Annotated in this window: 13 protein-coding genes; 12 read left to right on the top strand and 1 reads right to left on the bottom strand. The window is 67.5% G+C overall.

Annotated features, from left to right (window positions below; translation table 11 throughout):
* Window positions 1-273: 273 nt before the first annotated feature.
* Window positions 274-1,341: a hypothetical protein gene (locus IIE03_RS17560; RefSeq protein ID WP_192864048.1), complete on the bottom strand. Its 1,068-nt coding sequence runs from the start codon at window positions 1,339-1,341 to the stop codon at window positions 274-276.
* On the opposite strand from IIE03_RS17560, the gene IIE03_RS17555 reads away from it, so the two are divergent.
* The 12 genes from IIE03_RS17555 (at window position 1,293) to IIE03_RS17500 (ending at window position 16,031) form a co-directional block, all read left to right on the top strand.
* Window positions 1,293-6,266, top strand: a complete 4,974-nt coding sequence (locus IIE03_RS17555; protein ID WP_192864047.1) for a VWD domain-containing protein — start codon at window positions 1,293-1,295, stop codon at window positions 6,264-6,266. The two genes, IIE03_RS17560 and IIE03_RS17555, sit on opposite strands and share 49 nt — an antisense overlap.
* A gap of 446 nt (window positions 6,267-6,712) precedes the next feature.
* Window positions 6,713-7,354: a gamma carbonic anhydrase family protein gene (locus tag IIE03_RS17550; protein ID WP_192864046.1), complete on the top strand. Its 642-nt coding sequence runs from the start codon at window positions 6,713-6,715 to the stop codon at window positions 7,352-7,354.
* 498 nt (window positions 7,355-7,852) lie between these two features.
* Window positions 7,853-8,230: a hypothetical protein gene (locus IIE03_RS17545; RefSeq protein WP_193107589.1), complete on the top strand. Its 378-nt coding sequence runs from the start codon at window positions 7,853-7,855 to the stop codon at window positions 8,228-8,230.
* An 89-nt stretch (window positions 8,231-8,319) separates the two neighbouring features.
* Window positions 8,320-8,706, top strand: a complete 387-nt coding sequence (locus IIE03_RS17540) for a hypothetical protein (protein WP_192864044.1) — start codon at window positions 8,320-8,322, stop codon at window positions 8,704-8,706.
* A 325-nt stretch (window positions 8,707-9,031) separates the two neighbouring features.
* Complete coding sequence (locus IIE03_RS17535; protein WP_192864043.1) at window positions 9,032-9,913, top strand: manganese catalase; 882 nt, start codon at window positions 9,032-9,034, stop codon at window positions 9,911-9,913.
* A gap of 110 nt (window positions 9,914-10,023) precedes the next feature.
* Entirely contained in the window at window positions 10,024-10,575 is a 552-nt protein-coding gene (locus IIE03_RS27145) for an MBL fold metallo-hydrolase (protein WP_264158606.1), read from the top strand.
* A gap of 93 nt (window positions 10,576-10,668) precedes the next feature.
* Window positions 10,669-11,136, top strand: a complete 468-nt coding sequence (locus IIE03_RS17525; protein WP_226888069.1) for a DUF2231 domain-containing protein — start codon at window positions 10,669-10,671, stop codon at window positions 11,134-11,136.
* Window positions 11,133-12,281: a zinc-dependent alcohol dehydrogenase gene (locus IIE03_RS17520; protein ID WP_192864040.1), complete on the top strand. Its 1,149-nt coding sequence runs from the start codon at window positions 11,133-11,135 to the stop codon at window positions 12,279-12,281. The genes IIE03_RS17525 and IIE03_RS17520 overlap by 4 nt, the downstream gene beginning before the upstream one ends.
* 13 nt (window positions 12,282-12,294) lie before the next feature.
* A complete protein-coding gene (locus tag IIE03_RS17515) occupies window positions 12,295-12,861 on the top strand; it encodes a hypothetical protein (RefSeq protein ID WP_192864039.1) in 567 nt (188 codons plus the stop codon).
* Window positions 12,858-13,562 carry a hypothetical protein gene (locus tag IIE03_RS17510; protein ID WP_192864038.1) on the top strand — a complete coding sequence of 235 codons (705 nt, stop codon included), beginning with the start codon at window positions 12,858-12,860 and terminating at the stop codon, window positions 13,560-13,562. Before IIE03_RS17515 ends, IIE03_RS17510 begins: the two co-directional genes overlap by 4 nt.
* 67 nt (window positions 13,563-13,629) lie before the next feature.
* Window positions 13,630-15,033, top strand: a complete 1,404-nt coding sequence (locus tag IIE03_RS17505; protein WP_318843048.1) for a cytochrome ubiquinol oxidase subunit I — start codon at window positions 13,630-13,632, stop codon at window positions 15,031-15,033.
* Window positions 15,030-16,031 carry a cytochrome d ubiquinol oxidase subunit II gene (locus tag IIE03_RS17500; protein WP_318843047.1) on the top strand — a complete coding sequence of 334 codons (1,002 nt, stop codon included), beginning with the start codon at window positions 15,030-15,032 and terminating at the stop codon, window positions 16,029-16,031. Before IIE03_RS17505 ends, IIE03_RS17500 begins: the two co-directional genes overlap by 4 nt.
* The last annotated feature ends 88 nt before the right edge of the window (window positions 16,032-16,119 follow it).

The following is a 16,119-nucleotide window of genomic DNA, read 5'->3' as shown; positions in this document are numbered from 1 at the left end:
TCGTGGGTGTACCACCATCGCTGCCCGGCCCTGGCCCACTGCGGACGTATCGCGCCGGGCTGGGTGGCGTAGGTGCGCTGCTTGATGAGGTCGCTGTTGACCTGGTGCCAGGCGTTCAGGGCGGTTCAGTCTGCCTACTTCGCGTCGCGGCCGGTGACGGCTTGGTGCAGTGGTGCTTCTCGGGCTCGCGCTGGTTGCACACCTCGTTTACCGCCGGCGTCGCTGGCGACGGCACCTCGACCACGTTCAGTTGCTGCCCTGGGCGAGCCGTCGTCAAGGCGTCCGGAGTGCTCCGTAGGTTTCTTGGGTCAGGATGAGCTCACCGAAGTCGTGACGTGCTGTGGTCAGGACGTCTGGGTCGGGTAGCTCGTTGGCGTACCAGGCTGCAGGGTCGGGATGTCGGACGAGATGGCGGTTGTTCCCCAGGTCGGTGATGGTCCAGGCGGACAGGTCGTGGGCCTTGGCCAGGTGGGTTCCGGTCAGGACTTGGATGCCGGCGGCGTCCAGGACGTAGTGGCGGGCGATGTCGAGGTCGCGGGTCGAGACGTTCTCGCCGGGGCGGACTGCTGGGGGTGCCTCTGTTGGGCCCGAGAGGGGGTGGCAGGTGCGGGCGACGCCGTATTCGAGGCGTGGGCCGTGCTGGGTGAGGATCTGGATGAGGACGTCGAGCTGTGCATGCCAGGGTTCGGTGGCTGAGGCAAGGGTGATGGTTGCTTTCGCCCCTGGGGAGAGTTGTGCTCGGCTGACTGAGAGCGTGGACTCGTTGATCCAGGTCAGGCTCGTGAATCTCGAGCGCGCGGCAGCGTCGATCCACGCGCTGCCGCGGCGCGGTTGTGGGGCGGGTGATCTGAAGATGCCTCGGCCGATGTAGGCAAGGGGCGCTGGGAAGCGGGCGTCGATCATGTCCGCGCTCTGGATCAGAGCGGCACGGTCCTCGGCGGCTGCGTCGGTTCCATAGGGGAACGGGCCTGTTTCGGGTTGCGGGTTGAACCGGAGGTGGATTCCGATGGCGTGTCCGAGCTGCTCGGGTTGGTTGCTCCAGGCGGGAGGCTGAGGATTGTGGGCTCCGCGAATCTGGCCGGTCCACCCCTGATCGGTCAGTCGCTGGGCATATTCGGTGAGCCAGGTTCGTATCTCGGTGCCATCGCCGGCGGTGTTCATCAAGGCGATGACGCCTCCTGCTGGTGTATCGGCGGTGTCCTCCACGAACGGTGCGTCGTCCCAACGGTCCTCGGCCTCGTCGTTGAGCGCCTCGATCAGATCCAGGCACGCGAGGAGGGGATCGAGGTCCGGTGGTTGAGGTCGTGTGGTGGAGGGTTGGAACTCGAAGGAGAACTCCACCGGGTCGTCTTCCCAGGTCTGATGGATCGATTCCCAGTGCACCTCAACGCCCATGCCGCCCATCGAACCCGATCCGGCCTGGCAGGTCCAGCCAGAGGCAGGCTGCCCGATTTCATCCTTTTCTAACGTGGTGTCGGCTGTTACGGTCTGCTCGAATCGCCCGAATCCGTACATGTCAGGAGACTGTTGTGTGTCTGGTGCGTGCCACGCGAGGGCTTGTCACCGGCTTGGCTGCCGTGGCCGTGGTGGTCACGTCCGCTCAGATCAGCCCCGCGGCCGAGCGCGATGATGGGCTGACGCCGGCTGAGAAGGCGGCGATCTCCCGGACGCTCAATGTCGCGTCTGCTGAGGCTGTTGCGGCGGTGGATTGCCCGCCGAATGACACGTCGATCGTGCCGGTGAGCGGCAAGCGATGTGTTGCTGAGTTGATGCGGCGGAGCCGGGGCGGGCTCAGGGCCGACTGCTTCAACTCTGCCAAGGCCGCCCTCAAGGATGCGCTGTACGGCCGGACGGAGTGCCGCAACGGAGGGGCCGGGACGACGCAGGATGAGGCGATCGCGCAGGGGCGGTATATCCAGCGGTTGAACGACTCTGGGGTGTACGGGAAGCCGGTGACGGTTGGAGGGATCTCGCCGGACATCCAGTGGGAGGTGGCCTACCCCAAGCCCCCGGGCGCAGCCATGGCTGGGCGGCCCGACGTCGTCGTCTATGACCGGGACGACCCCAACGGTCCGCTCGAGGTCGTTGAGGTCAAGACGGCAGCGAAGGAGGCAGACGCGAACGACCAGATCCAGCGGTACGAGAGTGACTTCCCGCGTGGTGCCAACAACCGCCCGTTCGTGGCGAAGAACCTGGCAGGCTACCGGGACTCCTTCCGAGTGCTGGTCAAGGACTGTGCTGATTCGGGCGTGACCCGCGAGGTGATCGACAAGTACGACGTCTACCCCGGACAGGCGGGAGTCCTTCTCTTCAAGGTGACTGAGCAGCAGGTCAGGGACTGTGGCGATGATGAGGACGGCGGGAACGAGGGAGGCGAGGAAGTTGAGCAGCCGGAAGGCATCCCGGAGGAGATCCCGCAGTTCTGTGCGGACGGGTGCATCGTGCCGGCGCCGGGTCGTGACGCGGACGGGGACGGGAAGGACGACTTCTGGGAGCACTTCCTTGAGGGACACCCGGAACTGAACGATCTGCCGGCCTGGCCGGAGCTTCCGCCGGTTCCGGTGCCGGACGAGGAGACGATCTGGGTGAGTGCGGCAGTTGCGGCCGGGCTTGTCGTCGTGGCTCTTGCTGTCGTCGCCTTCTGTACGGGCACGGCTGGGGGCTGTGTGGCTCTTCTGGCCGGGGCAGTCGCTGCAGAAGGCGGAGGCATCTCGGTGGGTCTTGCCGCGGGCATCGCCGCCGCGCTTGCCGCGCTTGGCTTGGGGGCATGGGCGATCTGGGGCGACCCGCACACCGTGACACTGGACGGCAGGGCGTACGACCTGATGTCGGTGGGCGAGTTCGAACTGATGCAGGTACCCGAGTTGGGCCTGAACTTCCAGGCAAGATATGTGCCGCTAGGCAGCTCGGTTTCGCTGCTGGACGCGATCGCGTTCGAGATCGCTGACGATCACGTCGAGATCGACTCGGGCACTGTCCGGGTCAACGGGCAAGAGGTCCCGCTCTCGGCTGATAGCGGAACTCTGCTGCTGGACAGCGGGGCAGCGATCGTGCGTGATGATTCGACCTTCTCGGTCGTCGTCGCCGGTGAGAACGAGGGTGTGGTCCTGCAGATGAAGGGCCGGAACCTGCGGGTCTTTGCCTCGGAGGGCTTGGAGACGAGTGGCCTGCTGGGCAACAACAACGGGGACCCGTCAGACGACTTGGTCTACGGCGACGGGACGCCGGCCGGGCAGGACCCGTCCCCGGAGACGCTGCACGGCCCGTTCGCGGATTCGTGGCGGGTCACGGATGAGACGACCCTGTTCACCTACGGTCCTGGCGAGTCGCCAGAGACCGTCGCGGACCCGGGTTTCCCCGATCAGTACGTTGATCTGTCGGACTTCTCGGACTCGGCGATCGACGCGGCCACCGACTCCTGCACTGCCGCTGAGGTGTTGCCGGGTCCGGCGTTCGATGCCTGCCTGCTGGACGTGATTCTCACCGCGGACGAGTCTTTCGCGGCGGACTCGGCGCTGGTGACGACCGTTCCGTACGCCCCGTCACAGCGCTCGTTCGAGAACGGGGTGCTTGGGGAGGATTTCGAGTCGGCCGTCGGCTCCAACTTCTCGGCACGGTCCTATATGACGATCGAGTCGACCACGATCGCGGGTCCCTTGTTCGACACGCCCGGGTACCGGACGCACGCGTCCAGCGTGCCGCGGCACGACGGCGTGGATGTCGCCTTCGACCTGTACGTCATGGGACCGGTGACCAGCGACGCGGACGAGCAGGCGCTCGTCGTGGACGTCGACGGCCAACCAAGCGCCCAGATCGACCTGGACACCGGGACACCTGTCGTTGCCGCTGACTCCGCGTGGACGTTCACGCCCCTCGCGCAGGGCCAGACCGGCGACGGAGTGTCCTACTCGAGCTTCCGCGCCTCGGCTCACCTCGCCCACGCCCAGTCCTCGCTCTCCGTCGACATGAAGCCGACTGGTTTCCGGGGCGTGCAGGGCACCGCCCTCGGGGTCGACAACATCGAGTTCACGCTGGATGCGCCCGCGCCGACCGTCACCACGGCAAGCCTTCCGCTGAGCGTCGAACCAGGAACCTCTGGTGGAAACTTCACCTCGCCGGGGGCCACCGATCACTACGTGTTCGACGTCGCAGAGGGTGACCGCCTGACCTTCACCTCGAACTCCTGCACGGCGACGGCCGGCTTCACGCTCGTCGAGGCGGCAACGGGCGAGGAACTGTTCGAGCAGTCTCACTGCTACGGCTCGACCACGACAGGAGATCTCGCGGCGGGGCAGTACGAGCTGCGGGTCTCACCGTGGCGTTCGTATGGGGAGCCGCGGGCGGGGGACTACGGCTTCGAGATGTTCACCGTGCCCGATGCGCAGTCGTTCGCATACACGCCGGGCGATGTCGTCGAGGACGGGGCGCCCGCGTCCGGGGCGGGGAACCTGGAGACGGTCTCCTCGGTCGACCGGTACACGTTCACCCTCACCGAGGAGACCTCGCTGCACTACGAGCGAATCCGCTCCTACATGAGCTACCGGATCATCGACACCGCCACTGGTGACGTCGTCGGCGACGGATACACCGATGGCGACTTCACTCTGCCGGCCGGCTCCTACGCCCTGGAGTTCGGCCACCGCCACGAGCAGGGCACCTACTCCTTCAACCTGTTCCTGGTCCCGACACCCGAAACGTTCACGTACACGCTGGGTGAGACCGTATCTAACGGGCAGCCGGCGTCAGGGGCAGGAAACCTGGAGACGAGCGCCTCGGTGGACCGCTACGAGTTCACCCTCCCGTCGGAGACGACGCTCCAGTACGAGCAGGAAGTCTTCAAACTCTTCGACTACCGCATCATCGACACCGCCACCGGCCAGACGGTCGCAGAGGGGACATGGGACCGGCAGTTCACCCTGCCCGCCGGTGACTACGCCTTCGAAGTCGGGCACGGCAACGACCAGGGCACCTACTCCTTCACCCTCTTCGAGGTACCCGAACCCGAGACGTTCGAGTACACGATCGGGAACACCGTTTCCGACGGCGACCCAGGTCCTGGTGCCGGCTCGCTGGAGACGATCGCGTCCGTGGACCGCTTCACCTTCACACTCACCGAGCCCCGCACGCTCCAGTACGACCGGACCGCCGGTCTCGCCGACCACCGGCTGGTGTCGCTCAGCTCGGGAAACGTCGTGGCAAGCGGCTACGGAGACCAGCAGTTCACCCTCGCACCCGACGAGTACGCCTTCGAGATCACCGGTCGCGCGGGCTCGTACGCGTTCACGCTCTTCGACCCGCCCGAGCCGCAAACCTTCGACTACGAACTCGGAACCGTCGTGTCCAACGGCGTCCCGGCCCAGGGAGCAGGAAACCTGGAGACGGTCGCATCGATCGACCGATACAACTTCACCGTCACCACGGCGGGCGAGTACCAGATCGACGTCCCGTTCCTGACCGACTACATCATCACCGACGCCCAGACCGGCCACGTCGTGACCGAATCCAACATCGACCAGCGCATCGACCTGACCGCAGGCGACTACGTGATCCAGCTCGGACCTGGAACCAAGCTGACCTACACGCTCCAGATTTTCGAGATCCCCGCACCCCAGACCTTCGCCTACGAACTCGGCACCACGGTCTCCAACGGCGTCCCCGCCGACGGGGCAGGAAACCTCGAGACCGTCTCCTCGATCGACCGCTACACCTTCACCCTCAACGAGCAGACCACACTCCAGTACGAATACATCAGCCCCCAGCTCCCGTTCAGCTACAAGATCATCGACCAGGCCGACGGACAGATCGTCTTCCGCGGCGGAGCCCACAATCAGGTCACCCTCCCAGCCGGGGACTACACCATGGAATTCGGCACAGGCGACGAAGGAACCTACTCGTTCCGGTTCTTCGAGGTCCCCGCCCCGCAGGTCTTCGCCTACGAACTCGGAACGACTGTCTCGAACGGCGTCCCCGAAGAAGGCGCCGGCAACCTGGAAACCATCGCCTCCATCGACCGGTACACCTTCACCCTCGACACTGAAACCACGCTCCGCTACCAGTACCACGGCATCCCGCGCCCCTACCAGGTCGTCGACCACACCACCGGCAACGTCGTCACCTCAGGCGTCGTCGGCAAGACCTTCACACTCCCCGCCGGCGACTACTCCATCGACTACGGCACCACAACCACCGACGACGGCACCTACTCCTTCACACTCAGCCAGACACAAGCTGCAGCGAGCGAAGGCCCGGCGCTGCAACCCATCTGACAAGCCTCGGCCGGGCCACTCAGCCTTGGCGGAGCCCATGAGCGGGATTCGAACTGCGCTACGGAAACGCAACAGATTGACTCCAGCTGTGCTCGATCGTCCCCATGCGCATCCAAAGTGCGCGTGCTACCGTCGGTGCCCGTCAGCAAGGTTTTACTCCTTGATCATCCAAGGAGATCCCGCCGACTCCAGTCTTTCCCGTAGTAGGGCAACTCGGGCGCAACGGCACCCAGAGGTCGGAGGTTCAAATCCTCCCCCCGCTACCAAAAGAAGGGCCTGACCAGCAGAAATGCTGGTCAGGCCCTTTGCTTTTCAGGACGGCCCGCAGGCGACGTCGCGGGTGGGGGCGCTCCCCGATCCGGAGGAACGCAGAGATTCCACGAGAACTGAGCGTCACGGCTGAATTCCGCCAGCGCGTTCGTGGCCGGCCGGGCGAGAATCCGTTCGTGATCGCTGAACCGCAGGGAATTCGCATCCGGCACCGTGGGAAGGAACCGCAGGTCCATCCCACCGCCTACGTCGCCCCGACGGCCACGTTGGTCGGTGAGGTCCGTGTCGGGCCGAGGGCGCGGGTGATGTACGGCGCGGTGCTCGATGCCGAGGGGTCTCGGATCGAGGTCGGGGAAGCGGCGGTGATCTGCGAGAACGCGGTGTTGCGCGCATCAGCGGTCGCCGGTGATCAGCCGGTGCTCGTCGGCGACCATGTCTTCGTGGGGCCGCATGCCACCCTGCTGGGCTGCGAGGTCGGCAGGTGCGTCTACGTGGCGACCGCGGCGACGGTCCTGCAGAGCGCGCGGCTGGGGGCGGGCTCGGTCGTCGCCGTCGGTGCGCTCGTCCATGCGCGTACCGTCCTGCCGGACGAGTACTTCGTGCCGCCGCACACCGTGGCGCTCGACGCGCCGGTGCGGCTGCTGGCCCCCGGCGATCCGGGCCTGGCCGACGCCATCGGCCGGGTGGGCTTCGCGCAGGTCGCGTTCGGTGTCGATACGGAGTGGACCGACCGGATCAACCGGTACGAGCAGATCGCGGAGGTGCGCGCCGCGGAGTTCGGCGCGCACGGGGACGACGACGTCCTGGATCTCGGGTAGCGGCGCACCAGCCGCCCTCGTGCCGTGGCGACGTTGAGGCACGCGTGTCGTGACCTTGGTCGCTTCGGCAGCTGGAGGGCCGTTCCGGGCAAGCATGAGCGACTTTCACCCAGTGGGCAACCGGCCTCATATCGGTTTGGTAACAACGCCGACAGATTGGGTGAATTTCGCTGAATATTTGCTCTGTCTGGAAGTTTCGCGCATGTACATTCTGCTCGCGGACACGGCTGTCACCCCCCCAAAAAAAGATGCTGTTGCTCGGTGGGAGGAGTTTCTCGGGCCAGGCGAATACACGAACATCCATCCCCGGACCGGTCTTCCGGACCCAAATCGGCTGGTCTCGGCCGACGGGCTGCGTAGCATCCGATTCGGCAACCACGAGATGGGGAGCAAGCCAACAAAGTCCCACTTCCACAAGGAGGCCTGGAGCTTCGACGGGGCCTCTGGGGTTTGGAACCTTCAGAATATCGTTGCTCGAGTCCCCTATCCGAAGGGAACATGGTGATGCGCGCTACTGCCCTGAATGCTGCAGATGCCTCGCGGCCGGGGATCGAGATGGAGACGGAGATCGGGCGGCTGCAGGGCAAGTGGTGCGGCGCGGAGGCCATCACGGCGGGCGAACTGGTCGACGTGGAACTGGATGTGGGGCGCCCGAGATACTTCAGTGAGTTCGTCGTCAGCCCCTCGCCTGAGGCGGCTTCTGGGGTGATCCGTGGTGTGATCGCCACCGTGTTTGAGGACGACGTGATCGTGCTTCAGATCGGCAGTTCTGCAGTTCAGGTAGAGGTGGAAGGTGGCCTTCCTGACGATGGCCTGGTTGGTTTGACGGTTGGCCTGGCCGCCGATGACCTCGAATTCCATCCCAGCGGGGTGTGATCGGAGTTCAGGCAGGCAAGGAGCGCCCTGCGGCTGATTCCGAAGGCTGGTGTGGGCTTACGGTTGCGGGCTCGACTATGGAGAGAGGCATGACTTTGGAGCTCTCCATCGCGGAGCGTGAGGCGCTGGTCTCTGCGCTGGTCCGACTGAAGTTCAACGAGGACGAGGTGCCTGAGCCGTACTTCGGAAGTCCGTTCGTCGGAGAGGCTCTGCTCAAGCTTCTGGCGTCAGTGATTGCCGAGAGTGAGGAGGCCGGCGACCTCGGACGCGCGCGTCGGTGGAAGTTCTGGCAGGACTGGAGCATTCGGGGGTATGAGCGGCAGATCGTCGTGAAGCATGCGGCATCGGTTCAGGCATGGGCATCCTGGTCTACCGGGGAGCGGCGGAACTTCCTCCGCCACTGCGCGGCGCCGTTCTTGCTGAGCGACGCGGATCTTGATGATCTGATCACTGAGGTCGAAGCGGCGAAAGGCTGACTGCCACGGTCCCCGGGCCCTGGCGTCAGCGCGATGGCGGCGGCGCGCACCCACACCTACCTCGGTGCCCGCTCCCGGCGTATCACCGCCCGCCGCGACCCCTTACGCGCCAACGTCGCAATGCGCGAGCACGAGGCCCGTTGTTGGTGCACGTCTCCTGGGCGGTCGTGTGGTTACGGCTCAGCCGTTTGTCCGCGCCGCGGCCAGGCGCATGATCTCGAGGTGCGAGTGATCGGATCGGTTATGACAGTGGAGGAGCCGCTCGCAAGGGTAGCGGGACGGACGCAGCACTCCATGAGCAGGACGACTTCAAGGGAGCAGGCCCATGTTCTTCCATCGTCAGGAACTGCAGCACAAGGCCACGCCAGATAAGCCGGACGCGGTCTACGCCCACAAGCTGCAGGAGGTGCTCGGCGGCCAGTACGGCGAGATCACCGTGGCCATGCAGTACGGCTTCCAGTCCTGGAACGCCCACATGCCAGGCAAGTACCGCGACCTGCTGTACGGCATCGGCGCCGAGGAGATGGGCCACGTCGAGATGCTGGCGACGATGATCGCGCAGCTGCTCGAGAAGGCGCCTCTCGGTGTCACGGAGGGCGCCATGCAGAACGACCCGACGGTTGCGGCGATCATCGGCGGTACGGACCCGCAGCATGCGATCGTCGCGGGTGCTGGCGCGCGGCCCGTGGATTCCAACGGCAATCCCTGGACCGCCGGATACGTCACAGCCAGTGGCAACATGCTGGCCGACTTCACCGCCAACGCGAACGCCGAGATGCAGGGCCGGCTCCAGGTGTCCCGGCTGTATCACATGACCGACGACGCGGGTGTGCGCGATTTGCTCGCGTTCCTCCTGGCACGCGACACGATGCACCAGAACCAGTGGATCGCGGCTGCGGCGGAGCTGCGCGAGGAGGGCATCGAGGACTTGCCTGTGCCGAGCACGTTTCCACTCAGCAAGGAACACCGCGAGGCCTCGTACCAGTACATCAACTTCTCGGACGGCCAGGCCGCGTCGGAGGGGAGCTGGGCGAGCGGCCCGACGCCGGACGGCAAGGGTGACTTCGAGTATCTGGCCGAGCCGCCTGCCGGTGTGCCCGCGCCGCCGCCCACCAAGCCGGACGTGCGTTTCCATGGCACCACCAGCATGCCCGAACCGGTGGAGAAGGCCATGGGCGCCGCCCAGGACGCACTCCACAAGGAGTGACGCGCAGGAGCGAAAGGTGAGCGGCCGTCCGGCCGACGAACACTGTCGGATGGCCGCTCCCGCCGGAGTTTCGCGAGAGCCTGACCGCCTGCCGTCCGAAGGGAAGACACATGATGCTGAGCGAGATCGCCGACGGCGTGCATCGTCTCGAGCATGTCAACGTCAACGTCGACGTCGTCGAGCAGGCTGCTCGTGGTGGACACGGGTCTGCCGGCCACCTGGCGGGTGCCCGGCGAGGCCTTGCGCCGGCTCGGGCACAGGTCGTCGGACGTTGCCGCGGTGGTGCTGACGCACGCCCACTTCGACCACACCGGCGCGGCCGCCACGATGCGGGCGCACCTCGGGTACCGATCTGGCTCCACGAGGAGGACTTCACGATCGCGGCCGACCCGTATCGGTACGCGCACGAGAACGCCCGGGCGATCTACCCCCTGCGGTACCCCCGCTCGCTGCAGGTCCTCGCCTCGATGACGGCCGCAGGTGCGCTGCGTGTGCACGGTGTCGAAGGGTTGCGGCCACTGCAGCCAGGCGAGGAGATTCCCGTGTCGGGCAGGCCCCAGGTGATCTTCACACCGGGCCATACCTTCGGCCACTGCGCGCTCCACCTGCGGTCGAGCGAGCGCGTGCGGGAGGCGCGCACCGACCCGTCAGGTGGTCCTTGACACGGCGGACATGACGCTCCGGGGGCATCCCTGCGGAGTGCTCAGAGGAAGAGGTCACAGATGGAGAGCAGAGCAAAGGCTGCAGGGCATGCGATGCACCAGCAGCTGGTCGTCCTACCCCTCGGGTTGCTCGCGACGGCGGTCGCGTTCGACGCGATAGGCTTCGTGACCCATGACGGGCGGCTGGCGTTCGCGTCGTACCTGATGATTGTCGTGGCGGTCGTGACAGGCCTGGCCGCGTCGGCCTTCGGCCTGATCGACTATCTCGCGATACCGCGCGGCACACGGGCCAAGCGGGTCGCGCTCCTGCACGGGAGCGGAAACCTCGTCATGCTCCTGCTGTTCACCGGGAGCTCGCTGCTCCGTGCCGGCAGCCCGGACTACATGCCTCGCCCTACGTCCTTCGTGCTGGCCCTGGTTGCGCTGGTCATCGCGGCGGGCACCGGGTGGCTGGGCGGCGAGCTGGTCGGCAGGCTGGGCATCGGGGTCGACGACGACGCCGGACTGGACGCGCCGGCACGCCTCACAACCGGGATCTCGGTACCGCGGGGGCCGCGATGAGAGCGATGGTGTATCGCGGACCGTACAAGATCCGTGTCGAGGAGAAGGACGTGCCTCGTATCGAGCATTCGAACGATGCGATAGTGCGGGTCACGACCGCGGCGATCTGCGGGTCGGACCTTCACCTATACCACGGCCTCATGCCGGACACCCGGGTGGGGTCGACGTTCGGGCACGAGTTCGTCGGCGTGGTGCACGAGATCGGTCCTTCGGTACGCAGTCTGTCCGTCGGGGACAGGGTGATGGTGCCCTTCAACATCTACTGCGGAACGTGCTTCTTCTGCGCGCGTGGCCTGTACTCCAACTGCCACAACGTGAACCCGAACGCCACTGCGGTGGGAGGCATCTACGGCTACTCGCACACCACCGGCGGCTACGACGGTGCGCAGGCCGAGTACGTCCGGGTCCCGTTCGCCGATGTCGGGCCGGCGATCGTGCCCGACTGGATGGACGAGGAGGACGCCGTCCTGTGCACGGATGCTTTGGCCACCGGCTACTTCGGCGCACAGCTCGCCGATATCACCGAGGGTGATGTCGTGGTCGTGTTCGGCGCGGGCCCGGTCGGGCTGTTCGCGGCCCGGTCGGCCTGGTTGATGGGTGCCGGCAGGGTCATCGTCGTCGACCACCTGGACGAGCGCCTGGAGATGGCCCGCACGTTCGCCTACGCGGAGACGGTGAACTTCACGCAGCACAAGGACGTCGTCGTGGAGATGAAACGCATGACCGGGTGGCTCGGTGCCGACCGGGTGATCGACGCCGTCGGCGCCGAGGCGGACGGCAACCTGCTGCAACACGTGACGAGCGCGAAGCTCAAGCTGCAGGGTGGCTCGCCCATCGCGCTGAACTGGGCGATCGATTCCGCGCGCAAAGGCGGCACGGTCTCGGTGATGGGTGCCTACGGGCCGATCTTCAGCGCGGTCAAGTTCGGCGACGCCATGAACAAGGGCCTCACGCTACGTATGAACCAGGCACCCGTGAAACGGCAGTGGCCCCGGCTGTTCGAGCACATGCGCAGCGGCTACCTCAAGCCGAACGACATAGTGACCCACCGGATCCCCCTGGAACACATCGCCGAGGGGTACCACATCTTCTCCGCCAAGCTCGATGGCTGCATCAAGCCGCTCGTCGTGCCTGACGCCAGCTGACAGGGAGACGATCGTGCCGTATACCGCCGACAAGCCGCCTCTGCCCGAGACCCCCGAACAGCTCCGGGCCCGTATCCCCGGCTGGGGCGCCGACCTCGACCCTGCTGACCGGCCCTCCTACCCGCGCGAAGTCCAAGGCCTGGAGACCGGCGCGCACTGGGACCTGCCCGAGCAGCAGGAGGAACGCCAGCCCAGGGAGCGCTCGATCGAGCACGCACGACTGACACCGGCCTTCGGCACCTCGGTCCCGCTCAAGGGACTGTCCGGCGTGGTCCGCAGCTATGCGTACCGGCGGTTCAGCGAGGGGCGCGCCGCACACTGGCTGCTGCTCATCGCGGCAGACCGGGTCGACGCCGTCGAGAGCCACCTCACGTCCTTCACCACCCGCCGCCCGGACAACCCCGTGACCGAGACCGGCGTACTCGCGGAGGCGTCGCACCACCCGGTCCGATCCCGGGCCGGGCGGGTAGACCCGCGCCACCAGGTCCTCGACCCCGTCATCGTCGTGGGCCCGTGGGTACTCGCCGCGGTCGTCGTCTACCGAAGCGTGCGGGCCATGGTGCGGCGGGCACGCACATGAGGCCCGGGGTCCGCACGGCGCGGGTGGTGGGCCTCGCGCTCGGCGTCGCGGTTGCCGTCGCGCGCAGGTGGCGGCCCCGGCCGCTCCACCCGAGCGGTGTCGTGCTCGCTGGGGCGCTGCATGTCGAGTCCCATGGCGCGCCGGGTGGTGCCGCGCTCGGTGCACCCGTCGCCCACCCCGTTGTCGTGCGCGTCTCACGCGCTGCAGGCCTGCCTGCTCCGCTGCCCGACGTCTTCGGACTCGCGGTGCACTGGACGACCGGTGGCCGATCCCAGGACCTCCTGCTGTCCGCGACCGGCTTGGGCCGGGCCACCCGCTTCCTCCTGGCGCCCCGCGTCCGCCCGTGCGGGGGCGGCTTCGGAACGCTCATGCCGTTCCGCGACGTCGACGACCGCCCCGTCCTGCTCGCCGCTGCTCCCGCCGGACCTTCGCCGCGGGACCTGGGCGCCACCAGCCGCGAGCCTGTGGCTCTCGTCGGCGTCGAGCTGAGGCTGCTCTCTGCTCACCCCGGCGGGAGGTGGCACCGGCTCGGCGCGCTCCGCTGCGGTGAGATCGTCACCGCGGACGCACCACGGGTCGATCCCGTCCAGAACGTGCCGGGCGCTCTGGGCACCTACCCCTGGGCAGCCGCACTACGGGCTCCCGCGTACCGGGCGGCCCGCGGCGGGCAGCCCCCTGGATACGCGGGAGGTGCCGCGTGACCACGAGGCGTCCCCGCCGACAAGGCGCCTACGGCCCGTGGTCGGCGCACCACGAGAGGCTCGCCACGTGCTAGTCCAGGACGTCTTGTCACTGGCCGCCGACCCGGCCGGCCTGCTCCCCGCCCGCCAGCAGATGGCGTTCACGCTCGGGTGGCACATCATCCTGGCATCGTTCGGTGTGGCGTTCCCGGCGATGATCTTCGTGGCCCACTGGCGGGGCGTGGTGCGCGACGACGCGACAGCGCTCGTCCTGGCACAGCGGTGGGCGAAGGTCTCCGCGGTCCTGTTCGCGATCGGCGCGGTGTCGGGCACCGTGCTGAGCTTCGAGATGGGACTGCTGTGGCCTGGCCTGATGGGCACCTTCGGCGACGTGCTCGGCCTGCCGTTCGCCCTCGAAGGCCTGTCGTTCTTCGTCGAGGCCATCTTCCTGGGCATCTACCTCTACGGATGGGGCCGCATGCCGCCACGTCGCCATCTGCTCATGGTGGTGCCGATGGCGCTCGCGGGGATCGTCGGCACGTTCTGCGTGATCTCCGTCAACGCGTGGATGAACACCCCGGCAGGCTTCCGCATCGTCGACGGCGAGGTCACCGACGTCGACCCGTGGGCGGCCATGTTCAACCCCATCGCCGGGTGGCAGTTCGCCCACATGTGGCTCGCGGCCTACATGCTCGTCGGCTTCACCATCGCGGGCGTCTACGCCGTCGGCATGATGCGTGGGCGGCGCGACGCGCACCACCGGCTCGGCTTCCTGGTGCCCTTCAGCTTCGCCAGCGTGGCAGCAGTGCTCCAGCCCGTCGTCGGGCACCTGCTCGGCGGAGGCCTCGGCGACCGCCAGCCCGCCAAGCTCGCCGCGTTCGAGCTCGCGACGACGACGGAGAGCCCTTCGCCGCTGCGCATCGGTGGCCTGCTGGTCGACGGCGAGGTGAGCGGGGCCCTCGACATCCCCGTGCTCGGGTCCCTCATCGCGCAGAACTCGTTCACGGCGCCGGTTCCCGGGCTGGACACCGTCCCGGTACGAGACAGGCCGCCCGTGAACATCACCCACTGGGCGTTCCAGACGATGATCGGGATCGGCACCCTGCTCGCCCTTGCCGTCGTCGTCTACTGGGCACTGCGCTGGTGGCGCCGGCGGGACCTGCTCGAGCGCACGTGGTTCCTGAGGTTCTGCGCAGTGTCCGGGCCACTTGCCGTCATCGCCGTGGAGGCGGGCTGGATCGCCACCGAAGTGGGGCGCCAGCCCTGGGTGGTCTACGGCGTGATGCGCACCTCGGAGGCCGCGGGGAGCTACGCGGGTCTGTGGTGGCTGCTGGCCACCACCGTGGTCGTCTACACCGGACTGACCGCCGGCGCGGTGCTCGTGCTGCGTTCGATGGCTCGCCGCTGGCGGCAGGGCCAGCACGACCTGCCCAGCCCGTACGGGCCCCAGACCCGGCTGTCCGACGAGCATCCCGGACGGGAGGAGCCGTGACCGTGGAACTCGTGGTGGCCATGGCCATGTTCGTCGGCCTGGTCGCCTACGCCGTGTTCGGGGGAGCGGACTTCGGCTCCGGCTTCTACGACCTCACCGCGGGCGATGCCGCCCGCGGCGCCGAGCTGCGCACCGAGATCGACGAAAGCATCGGCCCCGTGTGGGAGGCCAACCATGTGTGGCTCGTCTACGTGCTCGTCATGTGGTGGACAGGGTTCCCGACCGCCTTCGCCGCCGCGATGTCCACCCTGATCCTGCCGCTGTTGCTCGCACTGCTCGGCATCGTGCTGCGCGGCGCCGGCTTCGCGTTCCGCAAGTTCTCCGCGACGCTCTCGCAGGCCAGGCTCTACGGCGCTCTGTTCGCCGGCTCGTCGCTCATAGCACCGTTCTTTCTCGGCACGGCCGCCGGCGCGATCGCTTCGGGACGGGTGCCGGCCGACGGCCAGGGCGACCGCTGGTCGTCCTGGCTGAACCCCACGTCGCTCCTGGCGGGTGCGATCACCGTCGCCTGCTGCGCGTTCCTGGCCGGCACGTTCCTCACCGCCGACGCGACCCGCGCGGGCCACGGAGGACTCGCCGCCCAGCTCCGTCGCCGCGCCCTGCTGGTCGGAGCGGTCACCGGAGTCCTGGTACTCGGATCGCTCGTCCCGATCGCCCGTGACGCGCCCACTCTCGCCGAAGGCCTGACCGGGCGGGCGGCACCCCTGATCGCCACCTCGATCCTCGGCGGGATCGGGGCCCTCGTGTTTCTTCTGAGACGGAGGCCCGCCGCCGGGCGGGTCAGCGCCGTCATCGCCGTCGCATCGGTCATCATCGGGTGGGGCGCCGCACAGTACCCGTGGCTGCTCGTCGACGAGGTCACCATCGCCGACGCGGCAGGAGCCCCCGCCACGCTGCGGGCACTCCTGCTGGTCGCAGCCCTCGCCGGTGTCATCGTGATCCCACTCCTGGTGTACCTGTTCCGCCTGACCCAGTCCGAGCAGTGGGCCCGGGACTGAGGGCCGTACCTCGCGGGTGAAACGCACTCTCGTCTCCTCACATCTGCGGTCGAGACGCCTTCGTCGGCCGATGGTCAGAGGAGTGGTG

Source organism: Myceligenerans pegani (genome assembly GCF_014892515.1).
GTDB classification, from domain to species: Bacteria; Actinomycetota; Actinomycetes; order Actinomycetales; family Cellulomonadaceae; genus Myceligenerans; species Myceligenerans pegani.
The sequence above is the reverse complement of the archived record's forward strand: the minus strand, read 5'-3'. Positions and strand labels throughout refer to the sequence as shown.